Source organism: Planococcus donghaensis (assembly GCF_001687665.2).
Classification (GTDB): Bacteria; Bacillota; Bacilli; order Bacillales_A; family Planococcaceae; genus Planococcus; species Planococcus donghaensis.
In genome coordinates, this window is record NZ_CP016543.2 from 1263499 (window position 1) to 1277118 (window position 13620).

The following is a 13620-nucleotide window of genomic DNA, read 5'->3' on the forward strand; positions in this document are numbered from 1 at the left end:
CAACAAAAAGGGGGACCCATCATGACAACGAAAAAATTGCTGGCAGTGATTGGTTTATCTATTGCAGGAATACTGCTGCTCGTTGCAGTATTTACTTCTTGGTATACCGTAGATGAATCTGAACAAGCGGTCATTATCACGTTTGGTGTAGCGAATGAAACAATTACTGAAGCAGGCTTACATTTTAAGATGCCGTGGCCAATTCAAAAAGCAGAAATTTTATCAAAAGAAACGTATAGTCTGCAATTCGGCTATAACCAAAACGCAGAAGGTGAAATTGTCGCATTCGACAAAGAAACAAAAATGATTACCGGAGACGAGAATATCGTCTTGACGGATCTCGTCGTTCAATGGAAAATTACAGATCCTAAAAAATACTTATTCAACGCAGAAGCGCCGCAAGACATTTTGCACGATGCCACTTCAGCGTCGATTCGTTCGATTATCGGGAACTCATTAATCGATGACGCATTAACGTCTGGTAAAGCTGAAATTGAAGCTGAGACACGGGATTTACTAGCTTCATTAATTGAAAAATACGATATCGGCATTACGGTTTTAGCGGTAAAATTACAAGACGTTGAGCTGCCAAACGAAGAAGTACGCGCAGCGTTTACGAACGTTACAGATGCTCGTGAGACGATGAACACAAAAATTAACGAAGCCAAAAAATACGAAAACCAAAAACGCAACGAAGCGTTAGGTGAAAAAGCAGCCATCAATTCCAGAGCTGAAGGACAGAAAGTGACACGAGTTCAGCAGGCAACGGGAGATGTCGCGTTATTTGATAAACTGTACAAAGAATATGAAAGCAATCCAGAAGTTACAAAACAGCGAATTATTATGGAAACCTTAGAATCCGTCTTACCAAACGCGAAATTGTATATTATGAACGATGAAGGTGGCACGATGAAGTATTTACCACTAGAAGGCTTACAGACAACGATTCCACCAGCTGAGGAAAGCACAGAAGGGAGTGGCAACTAATGGAACCCAACAAACCTTTAGGTGAAGTGAAAAAGTTTAATCCTTACCAACGGCCAAAAAAGACTAGAGAGCCGAGAGATCCAATTGATTTTAAGAAATATTGGAAATTGATTGTTGGTTTAGTTGTTGCATTTGTTCTTTTGCTAATCTTGCTGACAAATGTGTATGTTGTGAAAGAAAGCGAGTACCGGGTGGTTCGTCAATTTGGGGAAGTCGTGAAAATTCAAGATGAGCCAGGCCTTCAAATGAAAATTCCATTTATTCAAAGTGTCACGACATTACCGAAATATCAAATGACCTATGATGTCTCTGAAGCTGAAATCAATACAAAAGATAAAAAACGGATCATTATTGATAATTACGCTGTTTGGCATGTCGTCGACCCACTTGAATTGATTTCAAATGCGGGGACTATTGTTAATGCAGAATCTCGAATGGAAGAATTTATCTATTCGGTTGTTCGAACAGAGCTTGGACAGTTAGATTACGATGAAATTATCAATGATGAAAACTCATCTCGCGGTAGCTTAAACGATGCAGTTACAGCGAAAGTGAACGAGCTGCTCGACAAAGATAAATACGGCATTCAAGTTATGGATGTTCGCATTAAACGAACGGATTTACCAGAGGAAAACGAACAGTCTGTTTATACACGAATGATTTCAGAACGTGAGTCTACAGCTCAAGAATATTTGTCTCAAGGAGACGCGAAAAAACGGGAAATGGAAGCACAAGCAGACCGAGAAGCGCAAGAAGTTATTGCAACTGCACGCAAAGAAGCTGCATTGATTCAAGCGGAAGGCGAATCGCAAGCTGCTAAAATTTACAACGAATCTTTTTCAAAAGACCCAGAGTTTTACGAATTGTACCGTTCGCTAGAATCGTATAAGAAAACGATTGGGGATGACACAGTTATTATTCTGCCGTCAGATTCACCATACGCAGATATCTTGTCTGGTAATTTTAATTAAGGCCGAGGCCGTCATTTCTCTTCTATTTGCCCGCGTGGTAAAATAAAGGGAATGACGGCTTTTTTATGGAAGGGGTAATTTTTGTGGCAAAGAAAATACTTTTATTAGATGGGAATAGTTTGGCGTATCGCGCGTTTTTTGCTTTACCGCTATTAACCAATGAACATGGCATTCATACGAATGCCGTATACGGATTTACCATGATGCTCCAAAAAATACTCGATGAAGAACAACCTACGCATATGATTGTGGCTTTTGATGCGGGAAAAACAACATTCCGTCACAAAACATTTAGCGAATACAAAGGTGGAAGACAAAAAACGCCGCCTGAGTTATCGGAGCAATTTCCTTACCTTCGCAAATTAATCGATGCTTACAGAATCAAACGCTACGAATTGGAAAATTATGAGGCAGATGACATTATCGGTACTTTAAGTTTAGAAGCTGAGCGGAAAGGTGACGAAGTAGTCGTTATTTCCGGCGATAAAGATTTAACTCAATTAGCGTCTCCTACGACGACTGTTTATATTACGCGCAAGGGCATTACCGATATCGAAAAATATACAGTGGAACATATTAAAGAAAAGTATGGCTTAACGCCTCTTCAAATTATTGATATGAAAGGCCTAATGGGCGATGCATCTGATAATATCCCAGGGGTACCAGGTGTTGGAGAGAAAACGGCGTTAAAATTACTAGCGGCACACGGTTCGGTGGAAGGTGTATATGAAGCCATTGAGCAACAAAAAGGCAAGATGAAGGAAAAACTAATCGCCAATGAAGACCTAGCTTATATTAGTAAGCAATTAGCAACCATTGAACGACAAGCACCGATTAATATTCAAATTGATGAATTGAGTTATGCTGGACCAGATCAAGATGAGTTAGTGAAAGTATGGAAAGAACTTGCGTTTAAATCTTTGTTAGAAAAAATGGAGTACACGGCAGAGGAAACAGTAAAAGAAGAATTGAAATTTGAAGTGCTGACAACGCTTGATCCATCTATATTAAAAGATGAAATGGCTGTACATCTTGAATTATACGATGAACATTATCATAGCTGCGATTTACTAGGTGTGTCACTCGCGACTGAAACGGATACGTACGTTATTCCGATGGATGTTGTGGAGCAGTCTGCAGAGTTTCATACTTGGTGTAAAGATTCGACTAAGAAAAAATTCATGTCAGACTCTAAAGCAGCGACGGCCGCATTTTTACGTTTCGGCGTTGAGCTAAGGGGCGTTGATTTCGACTTAATGCTAGGAGCTTATATTGTCAATCCTTCGTTAACTTATACGGATATGGCAAGCATTGTTCAAGAATATGGTCATAATGAGGTGTCGACAAATGAACAAATTTACGGCAAAGGTGCTAAAAAGAAAATTCCAGAAAGCAGCGTTTTACATGAACATATTGCGAGAAAAGCACGCACGATTTGGAAAGTCCGCCCACTCATTATGGAAAAGCTTGAAGAAAACGAGCAATTCGATTTATACGATAAATTAGAATTGCCACTCGCAACAGTTTTAGGGCAAATGGAATCTCTTGGTGTAATGGTAAACCGTGACCAATTAGTCGAGATGGGTAAAGAGTTGTCTCATAAATTAGAGAAAATCGAGTCTGATATTCACGGGCTAGCGGGGCAAGAATTTAATATAAATTCACCAAAACAATTAGGAGTTATTTTATTTGAAAAATTAGGGTTGCCACCTTTAAAGAAAACAAAGACTGGCTATTCGACAGCAGCGGATGTTTTAGAAAAATTAGAAGGTCAACACGAAATTATTTCTCATATTTTAATGTATCGTCAATTAGGTAAACTATTGTCTACTTATATTGAAGGTTTGTTAAAAGAAATTCATGAAGATGGCAAAATTCATACCCGCTTTCAACAAGCGCTCACGACAACTGGGCGATTAAGTTCGATTAACCCAAACTTACAAAACATTCCGGTTCGTCTAGAAGAAGGACGCAAAATCCGTAAAGCTTTTGTACCCTCAGAACCAGGATGGGTCATGGTAGCAGCCGATTATTCTCAAATTGAATTGCGCGTACTTGCTGATATGTCAGAAGATGAACGACTCGTACAAGCCTTTAAAGACGACCGAGACATTCACACGACCACTGCGAGCGATGTTTTCCATGTAGCTGAAGAAGAAGTAACGAGCGATATGCGCCGAGCAGCTAAAGCGGTTAACTTTGGAATTGTTTATGGGATTAGTGATTATGGCTTGTCTCAAAACTTAAATATTCCGCGTAAAGAAGCGGCGGCTTTTATTGAGCGTTATTTTGCTAGCTTCCCAGGCGTGAAAAGTTATATGACGAACATCGTGGCAGATGCAAAACGTGATGGCTTTGTCACAACTTTGATGAATCGTCGCCGGTATTTAGCAGATATCACAAGCTCAAATTTCAACTTGCGTAGCTTTGCAGAACGGACGGCGATGAATACGCCGATTCAAGGCAGTGCAGCGGATATTATTAAAAAAGCCATGATTGATATGGATGCAGCGATAGAACGTGAAGGATTACAAGCACGCATGCTTTTACAAGTTCACGATGAATTGATTTTTGAAGCACCCCCTGAAGAATTAGATCAACTGATGAAATTAGTACCTGAAGTTATGGAAAATGCTGTGAAGTTAAGTGTTCCATTAAAAGTGGACATTGCTCACGGTTCCACTTGGTACGATACTAAATGATAGGAGGGCATCGATATGCCTGAACTTCCAGAAGTCGAAGGAGTCGTTCGGCAAATCCGCCCCGTTTCGATTGGAAAGAAAATTGAAGCTGTAGCGGTGTCGGACGTGATCCGCTTATCAAAAGAAAATGGCAAAGAAGCTATTATTAAACGAATAGAAGCTGACGGCTTTATCAACAGCTTAACCGGTGCACAAATCGTCCGTGTAGAACGACGTAGCAAATACATTTATTTCACATTGCGTAAAGACAATGAATTTTTGTTAGTTAATCATTTAGGAATGTCTGGAGCTTGGTTTTATGTCGACCAGCTTCAGTCGATTCCTGAAGATAAATTTCGACGCCATGTCCACATTGTGTTGACTTTAAGTGATGGAAATTTGTTAGCGTTTTCAGACATTCGTCGATTCGGAGAAATGCGAGTCTTGCAAGAAGAAGGTGATTTCCCTCCTTTATTATTAATGGCTCCTGAACCTTTTCATGAAAGTGCACTTGCGCATTTTTTAGCTATGGCAGAAAGTCCGAAATATAAAAATAAAGCCATCAAAGAAATCATTATGGATGGTCAAATTATTTCTGGTTGCGGCAATATATACGCGACAGAAGCTTTGTTTAAAATGAAGATTCATCCGAAACGTGCTGCGAGTCGCATTAGCCGAAAGCGAAAAGTAGAACTATTTGAATCGATAGTTGCCATTTTGCAAGAAAGCATTAGAGCAGGAGGTAGTACAATTTCAGATTACCGTGATATTAACGGGGAATCAGGCAACATGCAAAATCGTTTTGGTATGTATGGAAAAAAACAATGTGCAGATTGTGGCACAGCGACAAAAACCTTGAAAATTGGCGGTAGGGCTTCTGTGTATTGCCCGACGTGTCAGAAATGAGGAAAAATAATGATTATAGGATTAACAGGTAGTATTGCTAGCGGAAAAAGTACTGTATCCGAAATGTTGAAAAACGAAGGCTATCCAATTATTGATGCGGACCTGGTAGCAAGATTAGTAGTCGAACCAGGTTCTGAAACACTTGAACAAATCAAGCAAGCATTTGGACCTGAAGTCATTAGTTCAGACGGTTCGATGAATCGGGCAAAAGTTGGAGAAATTATTTTTAATGATCCGGTTAGTCGAAAAACCTTAAATGATATTATTCACCCAGCAATTCGGCAAGAAATGCTCAAGCAACGCTATGAATTGCTTGAGCAAGGATATAAAACAATTATTATGGATATCCCGCTATTATTCGAAAGTCGTCTACAGTATTTAGTAGATAAAATCTTAGTCGTCAGCGTGACGGAAGAAAATCAATTTAAACGACTAGTTGAAAGAAATGGTTTTTCAGAAAAAGAAGCAAAAGCACGCATTAATTCACAGTTGCCAATGTCTGTGAAAGAAGATGGAGCAGATGCGGTTATTTACAACAACGGAACTCTTGAAGAAACGAAACAACAATTAAGTCGGATTTTAGAAAATTGGCAAGCCACTTCTGAAAAAGAATAAAAGATATGCTTTTTAAGGTTCTCTAAATAAGCAATTGTGTTATACTATATTAGAAATTAAAAACATAAGTATAACTTAATTACAAACGGGGGATTCCTACATGACAGTTTCTATTGCAATTAACGGGTTTGGCCGTATTGGCCGTATGGTTTTCAGACAGGCGATAATGATGGATGACGTTACAATTACAGCAGTCAATGCCTCATATCCAGCTGAAACCCTTGCGCATTTGATTAAGTATGACACAAATCACGGCACCTTCTTAGGTGACGTATCTTCAGAAGAAGATGCATTAATTGTTAACGGGAAACGAGTGCAGTTAGTAAGTGAACGCGACCCTTTGAATCTGCCATGGCGAGAAATGGGCATTGACATCGTAATCGAAGCGACTGGAAAGTTCAATTCGCGTGAAAAAGCGGCTCTTCATTTGGAAGCGGGAGCTAAAAAAGTAATCCTTACAGCACCAGGTAAACAAGAAGATATCACAATTGTTATGGGTGTAAATGATGACAAGTTAGATATTGAACATCACGACGTAATTTCAAATGCGAGTTGTACAACAAACTGTTTAGCGCCTGTCGTAAAAGTGTTGAATGATAGATTTGGTATTGAAAACGGTTTAATGACAACCATCCATTCGTACACAAACGACCAACAAAACTTGGACAATCCGCACAAAGATCTTCGTCGTGCTCGTGCTTGTGCTCAATCGATTATTCCCACTTCTACGGGTGCCGCGAAAGCGCTGTCATTAGTGCTGCCAGAATTGCAAGGGAAACTTCATGGCATGGCATTAAGAGTGCCAACCCCGAATGTATCGTTAGTTGACTTGGTTGTCGACTTAGAGACAGCGGTTACAATTGAAGACGTGAATCATGCTTTTGAAGAAGCATCGCAAAATAGTTTAGAAGGAATTTTAGGATTTACAATGGAGCCGTTGGTTTCAGTTGATTTTAACAGCAATCCGCAATCAGCCATTGTGGATGGTTTATCAACGATGGTGATTGGAGAACGAAAAGTGAAAGTGTTAGCTTGGTACGATAATGAATGGGGCTATTCCGCACGTGTCATTGATTTAACGAAAAAAGTAGCAAATGCGTTAGTGCTAGTATCAAAATAAAATAAAAACCCTATTTTCCGCTGTTTAAAGGGAAATATAGGGTTTTTCTTATGGATTTTTTTGGGGGAATTCAGGAATAATAAGATATTATTATTGCATTTACTATTAATACGTTTTATACTATGAATCGTAGTTGAAAAACGACTACCACTTCTGACTTTCCATCAAAGTAACTAGGAATTAGGAGCGTAAGATTTTTTATTCACATGACTGCTTAAAGGGTTAGGATCTCTTTGGACTAACTTTCCCCCGTGGTAGTCAACTTTGAATATTTTGCGCAAAAACCAAAATGATATCAAAGGGGGAAAACGAACCATGGAAACAATGGGACGTCACGTAATTGCAGAACTTTGGCAGTGTGATTTTGACAAATTAAACGATATGGATTTTATCGAACAAACTTTTGTTGATGCAGCACTCAAATCTGGAGCTGAAGTAAGAGAGGTAGCTTTTCATAAATTCGCACCACAAGGTGTTAGCGGAGTTGTGATTATCTCAGAATCTCACTTAACTATCCACAGTTTCCCAGAACACGGCTATGCGAGTGTAGATGTTTACACTTGCGGCGATCTTGATCCGACTATTGCAGCGGAATATATCGCAGAAGCACTAGGTTCAACATCACGCGAGCTTGTAGAAATACCACGCGGTATGGGGCCAGTAAGTGTTGAAAAATCCAAAGTTTCAGTAACAGCATAATCCATTTAACAAAAACACGTAAGCAGAGGATAAAATCCTCTGCTTTTTCTATTTTTCTAAAGAATTTTTGTTATACTATATAGACCAGATAGAGAAGTTAGGGAGATGTCAAAATGAAATGTCCAGCTTGCCAACATAACGGCACACGCGTTGTCGATTCAAGGCCAATAGACGAAATGAAGTCAATCAGAAGAAGAAGAGAATGCGAAGCTTGCGGATATCGCTTTACCACTTTTGAAAAAGTGGAAGAGATGCCACTGATTGTCGTCAAAAAAGATGGCTCGCGTGAAGAGTTCAGCCGCGAAAAAGTTTTACGTGGGTTAATTCGTGCGTGTGAAAAGCGGCCAGTATCTCTAGAAGTGCTGGAAGAAGTTGTATTCACAATTGAAAAAGACCTTCGACGCGAAGGCAATCCAGAGGTAAAGTCTGAAGAAGTTGGGGAGTTGGTTATGAACCGACTAGCAACCATTGACGAAGTGGCTTATGTTCGATTTGCGTCAGTGTATCGTCAATTTAAAGACATTACTGTTTTTATCGATGAACTTAAGGATTTATTAAATAAAGGACCAGAAGGCAAGAAAATCGATTGAGGTGGTGACTTATGACTGCATATTATAAAGAGTTGCAGCCTGCTGATCCATATCGTATTCGGTTGCCTTATCCATTTTCCAATTATGATCGGCAGCTTTTGACGCTATTGTATCAACCGATGATTGGTGCAGAGGCAATCGCATTGTATTTAACTTTGTGGGCTGAAGGCGAAGCATCGCGTGAAGAAACAACTCATTATACGTTAATGAATACACTAGGAAATCCCATCGCCAAAATATTTGATGCGAGAATTCAACTTGAAGCTATTGGGTTGTTAAAAACTTATAGAAGTAATGAAGGCGAACGCTCATTTATTTATGAGTTGTGCCCCCCGCTTGATCCGAAAACATTTTTTATGGATCCTTTGTTGTCGATGTTCTTGTTTAGTAAAATTGGAGAATCCTCTTACCGAAGAGTGCGGAATCGCTTTTTAGTGTACACCGAAATTCCAACGGATTACGAAGAAGTATCTCGTACATTTACGGACATATTTCAACCAGTACATGCCAAAGCAGGCTATCCATCTGTCAAAAAAGATTTACAAGAACGCAAAAAAGGCAATTATGAAGCCGATTCGGAATTTGATTTCGATTTACTAAGACAGGGCTTATCCGAGCAGTTAGTGCCTAAAAAAGTGTTGACCGCCACCATTAAAGATTTCATTACGAAACTGTCTTATTTATATAGTTGGGGACCGCTAGAAATGCAAAAAGTCATTTTATTAGCCATTGAGGACGATTATAAATTGACGGTAGAAGGTTTGAAAAAGTCGGCATCTGAGTATTATAAACTAACGGTATCTACGACTGCACCACAACTTGTTCAAGTGCATAAAACTGCTGAAAAACAAGAAGTCTCAACAGAAGCGCCGAAAACTAAACAAGACGAGTTACTCGTTTATTTAGAAACCGCTCCACCGATTCAAGTGTTGCGTGATATTGCCAATGGCAGTGAGCCGTTACCTGCTGATGTGGAGCTGGCCAATCAATTAGTCATTACGCATGGCATGAAGCCAGCGGTCGTTAATGTGCTACTACAGTATGTATTATTGCGTACGGATATGAAGTTAACAAAAGCATATGTAGAAAAAATTGCTTCGCATTGGTTGCGAAAAAATGTCACCACCGCAAAAGAAGCGATGGAAATTGCGCGTGTCGAGCATACTCAATACATGAAGTGGAAATCAGAAGGATCTCCGACGACTGTAGCAAAACCATTTACGGGCAGTGGAAACCGCAAGCCGGTGCGCGAAGAAAAGCTACCAGAATGGTTCCATAAAAAAGATCAAACAGCAGCTCCTAAAGTTGAACCGAAAAATGAAAGTTTAGAAGTAGAGAAACAAAAGCTCCTAGCAAAACTGGCGCTGAAGAAAGGAAAAGGTGGTTAAATGGAACCGATTCGCGAAACCTTAAAACGTGTGGTCAATGCGCCTGCTTTTTCTGAGCGTTATAGTGAAATGCGTAAAGAAGTGCTAGCGCATCCTGGCGTTCAAAAATTTCTTGAAGATCATTCAGAAGAAATCGATGCCCCAACGATTGATCGCGGGCTCGGGAAATTGTATGAGTATATCGATCAATCCCACCACTGCAATAAATGTCCGAGCTTAGATACTTGTATTAATCATCTTAAAGGCTTTGAACCAAATTTAGTGTTAGAACGTGGAACAATCGGAATTTCTTATACAAAATGCCGCCTGAAAGAAGCGAATGATAACAAACGTCACGCTTCTTCATTAATCCACAGCATGTATATGCCAAAAGAAGTGATGCAAGCAACGCTTTCAGGCTTTGATTTGGATGATAGCCGTATGGCTGCGTTCCGTGCTGTTGGAGATTTCCTTGATCAAGCAACAGGACCTGACAATTTACCTGAAAAAGGATTGTATCTTTACGGGCAATTCGGTATCGGGAAATCGTATTTATTAAGCGCAGTGGCAAATGAACTGGCTGAAATCAATGTCAAATCCGTTCTGGTGTTTGTACCAGAATTTATGCGGGAAATGAAACAAGCAATTGGCGATCAAACTTTGCAAGAAAAAGTAGATTACGTGAAAAAAGCAGATGTTTTGATGCTAGACGATATTGGCGCTGAAGCGATGTCGAGCTGGACACGTGATGAAGTACTCGGCACCATTTTGCATTACCGCATGTCAGAGAAATTGCCGACATTTATGTCTTCTAATTTTAGTTATTCGGAACTGGAATATCACTTAACATATTCACAGCGCGGCGAAAAAGAAGATTTAAAAGCAGCGCGTATTATGGAACGAATTCGCGCGTTAACTACGCCAGTAAAACTAGATGGTCGTAACCGACGAAATTAACCGCGGAACTATTGCCTTTTGGAACAATTCGGTTTATAGTAATAACAATCGAACCAAGATTTTACATGCTTTGACGAGGACATGAGTGGACATATACGACTTTCAGAGAGAGAAGCCTTGGCTGTGAGCTTCTTAAGTATCGTTTTTCCATTTACCCCCTTTGAGCAGCAGCTGTGAACAGTTTTCTAACTAGCAGCTGACGGTACCGGCCCGTTAGCCGATGCAGAGCTTCTTTCAAGATAGACTTGTCTATGTTGAAGTGAAGAAGGGTGGAACCACGAGCTAAAGCTTCGTCCCTTTTGGGATGGGGCTTTTTTCTGTGGAAAAAAAGAAAAGCGGAAATGGCCGTTTTGCTCTGACAGGCATAAGGTGGACTTCCGAAGCGGCATGTTTTGGCCGCACAGGAAGGACAGTTTATGACCCGAGGAGCAGGCCATTGCAGCTAGACAAGAATAAAGAAATGTCTACCAGACCCTGTGGTTTAGGCATTTCACTAGATTTAATTAAAAGGAGAGATTGGCATGGCAGACATGATTCAACTAAAGTTCCCTGATGGGGCAGTAAAAGAATTTGAGCAAGGCGTGACAACTGAAGAGATTGCACAATCGATCAGCCCAGGATTACGCAAAAAAGCATTAGCTGGTAAAGTAGACGGCAAGTTAGTCGATTTGCGTACGCCGTTAACTGAAGATGGTGAAATCGCCATTGTGACACCAGAATCAGATGAAGCATTGGAAATTTTACGTCACAGTAGTGCGCATTTATTGGCTCAAGCGATCAAGCGCATGTACCCAGATGCAAAACTTGGCATTGGTCCAGTGATCGAACATGGTTTTTATTACGACATCGACACAGAAACAGCGATCACTTCAGAAGACTTGCCGTTGATCGAAAAAGAAATGAAACAAATCATTAACGAAAATGTTGAAGTTATTCGTCATGACGTAACTCGCGCAGAAGCACAAGAGCGGTTTGCAGCAATTGAAGATCCTTATAAATTAGAACTGCTTGAAGCGATTCCAGAAGGCGATCAAGTGTCAATTTATGAACAAGGCGACTTTTTCGATCTTTGCCGCGGCGTGCACGTGCCATCAACTGGTAAATTAAAAGAATTTAAATTGCTAAGTGTGGCTGGTGCCTATTGGAGAGGGAACAGTGATAACAAAATGCTTCAACGCATTTACGGAACTGCTTTTTTCAAAAAAGAAGATTTAAAAGCGCATCTTGAAATGTTAGAAGAAGCAAAAGAACGCGATCACCGCAAAATCGGGAAAGAATTGAATTTATTCATGAACTCCCAAAAAGTTGGCCAAGGCTTGCCAATGTGGCTTCCAAAAGGCGCAACAATTCGTCGTATTATCGAGCGCTATATCGTGGATAAAGAAGAACGTTTAGGCTACGACCACGTGTACACTCCAGTAATGGGGAGCGTAGAATTGTATAAAACAAGTGGACATTGGGATCATTACCAAGAAGACATGTTCCCGGTAATGAAAATGGACAACGAGGAATTGGTATTGCGTCCTATGAACTGCCCGCATCACATGATGATTTTCAAACAAGGCATTCATTCGTATCGTCAAATGCCGGTTCGTATTGCCGAACTTGGTCTTATGCACCGTTATGAAATGTCAGGCGCATTATCAGGACTTCAACGTGTTCGTGGGATGACATTAAATGACGCGCATTTATTTGTTCGCCCAGACCAAATAAAAGAAGAATTTAAACGTGTTGTTAATTTAATTGTGGAAGTTTATAAAGACTTTAATATCAACGATTATTCGTTCCGCTTGTCATACCGCGATCCAGAAGACAAAGAAAAATACTTTGATGACGATGCAATGTGGAATCGTGCACAAGCAATGTTAAAAGAAGCAATGGATGAATTGGATGTTGACTATATAGAAGTAGAAGGCGAAGCAGCATTTTACGGACCTAAAGTCGATGTTCAAGTGAAAACAGCTCTTGGCAAAGAAGAAACATTGTCGACTGTTCAACTAGACTTCCTACTACCAGAGCGTTTTGACTTGTCGTATATCGGCGAAGATGGCAAACAGCATCGTCCAGTCGTTATTCACCGCGGAGTCGTTTCAACAATGGAGCGCTTTGTTGCATTCTTAATCGAAGAATACAAAGGGGCATTCCCGACATGGCTAGCACCCGTTCAAGTGGAACTGATTCCAGTATCGCTTGATGCGCATAGTGACTATACAAAAGAACTTCAAGAAAAATTACAGTCTCACAAAATTCGCGTAGATATTGATGAGCGCGATGAGAAGTTAGGCTATAAGATTCGTGAAGCACAAATGCAAAAAGTACCGTACATGTTAGTGCTTGGCGATAAAGAATTAGAAGATGGTTCTGTAAATGTTCGTAAATACGGCGAGCAGAAATCAGAAAGCATGCCGTTTGAAGACTTTGTGAAACTGGTTCAAAGCGAACTTCGTTAATCAGCTTGACAGTGTTTGCAACACATGATACTATGAATAAGGTTATAGAATACTTATATGTGCAAGCAGGAGCACCCGCTTCTCACCTGATCGACCGATTGTTGGCAGGTATACACGATTGACTTTTACACGCAGAAAGACGCGTGTTGTCATATTTGCGGGTGAACCTCTGTGGTTCACCCGCTTTTGTTTTGATCGGAACCCTGTAAACCGGTTCGGCCGGTTCACACATTTAAGCTATTCGCGACACTATCCGGAGGTGGATTACTATTAGCAA

Annotated in this window: 11 protein-coding genes and 1 other annotated feature; all 11 genes read left to right on the top strand. The window is 40.3% G+C overall.

Annotated elements, in window-relative coordinates; all coding sequences use genetic code 11:
- Positions 1–21: 21 nt before the first annotated feature.
- The 11 genes from hflK (at position 22) to thrS (ending at position 13343) form a co-directional block, all read left to right on the top strand.
- Positions 22–987, top strand: coding sequence for an FtsH protease activity modulator HflK (gene hflK / locus BCM40_RS06330; protein ID WP_197681400.1), 966 nt, complete (start codon positions 22–24; stop codon positions 985–987).
- Positions 987–1958, top strand: coding sequence for a protease modulator HflC (gene hflC, locus BCM40_RS06335; RefSeq protein WP_065526671.1), 972 nt, complete (start codon positions 987–989; stop codon positions 1956–1958). Before hflK ends, hflC begins: the two co-directional genes overlap by 1 nt.
- A gap of 65 nt (positions 1959–2023) precedes the next feature.
- Positions 2024–4660 carry a DNA polymerase I gene (gene polA, locus BCM40_RS06340; protein WP_065526670.1) on the top strand — a complete coding sequence of 879 codons (2637 nt, stop codon included), beginning with the start codon at positions 2024–2026 and terminating at the stop codon, positions 4658–4660.
- Between the two features lie 15 nt (positions 4661–4675).
- Entirely contained in the window at positions 4676–5545 is an 870-nt protein-coding gene (mutM, locus tag BCM40_RS06345; protein ID WP_065526669.1) for a bifunctional DNA-formamidopyrimidine glycosylase/DNA-(apurinic or apyrimidinic site) lyase, read from the top strand.
- A 9-nt stretch (positions 5546–5554) separates the two neighbouring features.
- The gene (gene coaE, locus BCM40_RS06350; RefSeq protein WP_065526668.1) at positions 5555–6160 is read left to right on the top strand and encodes a dephospho-CoA kinase; all 606 of its coding nucleotides are present in this window, start codon (positions 5555–5557) and stop codon (positions 6158–6160) included.
- A gap of 100 nt (positions 6161–6260) precedes the next feature.
- The gene (locus tag BCM40_RS06355) at positions 6261–7280 is read left to right on the top strand and encodes a glyceraldehyde-3-phosphate dehydrogenase (RefSeq protein ID WP_065526667.1); all 1020 of its coding nucleotides are present in this window, start codon (positions 6261–6263) and stop codon (positions 7278–7280) included.
- 315 nt (positions 7281–7595) lie between these two features.
- Positions 7596–7979, top strand: coding sequence for an adenosylmethionine decarboxylase (speD, locus tag BCM40_RS06360; protein ID WP_008432245.1), 384 nt, complete (start codon positions 7596–7598; stop codon positions 7977–7979).
- A 113-nt stretch (positions 7980–8092) separates the two neighbouring features.
- Complete coding sequence (nrdR, locus tag BCM40_RS06365) at positions 8093–8569, top strand: transcriptional regulator NrdR (RefSeq protein WP_008432247.1); 477 nt, start codon at positions 8093–8095, stop codon at positions 8567–8569.
- Positions 8570–8580: 11 nt separating this feature from the next.
- Positions 8581–9957 carry a replication initiation and membrane attachment family protein gene (locus BCM40_RS06370; RefSeq protein WP_065526666.1) on the top strand — a complete coding sequence of 459 codons (1377 nt, stop codon included), beginning with the start codon at positions 8581–8583 and terminating at the stop codon, positions 9955–9957.
- Complete coding sequence (dnaI, locus tag BCM40_RS06375; RefSeq protein ID WP_065526665.1) at positions 9958–10893, top strand: primosomal protein DnaI; 936 nt, start codon at positions 9958–9960, stop codon at positions 10891–10893. It abuts the gene before it with no gap.
- Positions 10894–11414: 521 nt separating this feature from the next.
- Positions 11415–13343, top strand: a complete 1929-nt coding sequence (gene thrS / locus BCM40_RS06380; protein WP_065526664.1) for a threonine--tRNA ligase — start codon at positions 11415–11417, stop codon at positions 13341–13343.
- Positions 13344–13400: 57 nt separating this feature from the next.
- Positions 13401–13541 (top strand) — a sequence feature (ribosomal protein L20 leader region).
- Positions 13542–13620: the final 79 nt, after the last annotated feature.

What these genes read in the sequence shown, in the direction of transcription:
- thrS (WP_065526664.1), top strand. Translation starts at nt 11,415, where the DNA reads ATGGCAGACATGATTCAACTAAAGTTCCCTGATGGGGCAGTAAAAGAA.
- speD (WP_008432245.1), top strand. Translation starts at nt 7,596, where the DNA reads ATGGAAACAATGGGACGTCACGTAATTGCAGAACTTTGGCAGTGTGAT.
- BCM40_RS06370 (WP_065526666.1), top strand. Translation starts at nt 8,581, where the DNA reads ATGACTGCATATTATAAAGAGTTGCAGCCTGCTGATCCATATCGTATT.
- coaE (WP_065526668.1), top strand. Translation starts at nt 5,555, where the DNA reads ATGATTATAGGATTAACAGGTAGTATTGCTAGCGGAAAAAGTACTGTA.
- dnaI (WP_065526665.1), top strand. Translation starts at nt 9,958, where the DNA reads ATGGAACCGATTCGCGAAACCTTAAAACGTGTGGTCAATGCGCCTGCT.
- BCM40_RS06355 (WP_065526667.1), top strand. Translation starts at nt 6,261, where the DNA reads ATGACAGTTTCTATTGCAATTAACGGGTTTGGCCGTATTGGCCGTATG.
- polA (WP_065526670.1), top strand. Translation starts at nt 2,024, where the DNA reads ATGGAAGGGGTAATTTTTGTGGCAAAGAAAATACTTTTATTAGATGGG.
- hflK (WP_197681400.1), top strand. Translation starts at nt 22, where the DNA reads ATGACAACGAAAAAATTGCTGGCAGTGATTGGTTTATCTATTGCAGGA.
- nrdR (WP_008432247.1), top strand. Translation starts at nt 8,093, where the DNA reads ATGAAATGTCCAGCTTGCCAACATAACGGCACACGCGTTGTCGATTCA.
- mutM (WP_065526669.1), top strand. Translation starts at nt 4,676, where the DNA reads ATGCCTGAACTTCCAGAAGTCGAAGGAGTCGTTCGGCAAATCCGCCCC.
- hflC (WP_065526671.1), top strand. Translation starts at nt 987, where the DNA reads ATGGAACCCAACAAACCTTTAGGTGAAGTGAAAAAGTTTAATCCTTAC.